The sequence below is a fragment of the Vibrio sp. 1288 genome (assembly GCF_033344475.1).
Map to the genome: position 1 here is coordinate 1 of NZ_JAWPOX010000300.1, position 844 is coordinate 844.

General features: G+C 44.8%; 1 protein-coding gene and 1 pseudogene. One reads left to right on the plus strand and one right to left on the minus strand.

Annotation, left to right across the window (positions count from 1 at the left end; translation table 11 throughout):
- The coding region (gene hemH, locus R8O11_RS26370; protein WP_318194763.1) for a ferrochelatase at positions 1 to 349 on the plus strand (349 nt) is incomplete at its 5' end.
- A 75-nt stretch (positions 350 to 424) separates the two neighbouring features.
- Here the strand turns inward: hemH and R8O11_RS26375 are convergent.
- Positions 425 to 844 (minus strand): annotated as a pseudogene (locus tag R8O11_RS26375) (dipeptide/tripeptide permease); the annotation flags it as partial.

The following is an 844-nucleotide window of genomic DNA, read 5'->3' on the forward strand; positions in this document are numbered from 1 at the left end:
CATTTATCCTCAGCATTGTGAAGCGACCACTCGCTTGCTTGGTGAGGCGCTTGGTTTATCATCGGATCAGATTGGTATGGCTTATCAGTCTCGTTTTGGCCGAGAAGAGTGGCTACAGCCTTACACTGATAAAACATTGGAAACCATCACCAGTAAAGGCGTGAAGAAAATTGATATCATGACTCCTGCATTTTCATCTGATTGTTTAGAAACGTTGGAAGAAATAGCTGGAGAGAACAAAGAGATCTTTATGGAAGCGGGTGGTGAGCAGTTCCACTATATTCCATGCCTTAACGACGATGACATGCATATCGATATGATGGCACAACTAGTACGCAGCAAGCTGTAGAGCTTTGGTATTCTGCACCGAATGAATACTAAAAAGGGTCGCGATTGCGACCCTTTTTAGTAACTTGAAACCATGTTAAGCAACTTGTGTTTGTTGCTCTTCAATTTGTTCTGCAGTGCTGTGAGTGTTTTCTGCACCGTGCATCCAACGAACAAGCGTGTTCGAGAATAACATTAGAATCACACCACTGATCAATGCAGTTACTGCGATGCCACTAAAGATAGCCATTGCACCAAGTTCACCCACATGAGAACCCACGTAACCAGCGACATAGTTCGCAATAGCGTTACAACCAAACCATGCACCCATCATCAACGATGCAAGACGTAGCGGAGCCAGTTTGGTTACAAGAGACAGACCAATAGGGGATAGACACAGTTCACCCAAAGTATGGAAGAAGAACGCGCCAACTAGCCATAGCATGGATGTTTTCACGTTGGTATCACCACCTTGTTCCATTACTGCACCAACCATGCATAGGAAGCCTAGTGCCAA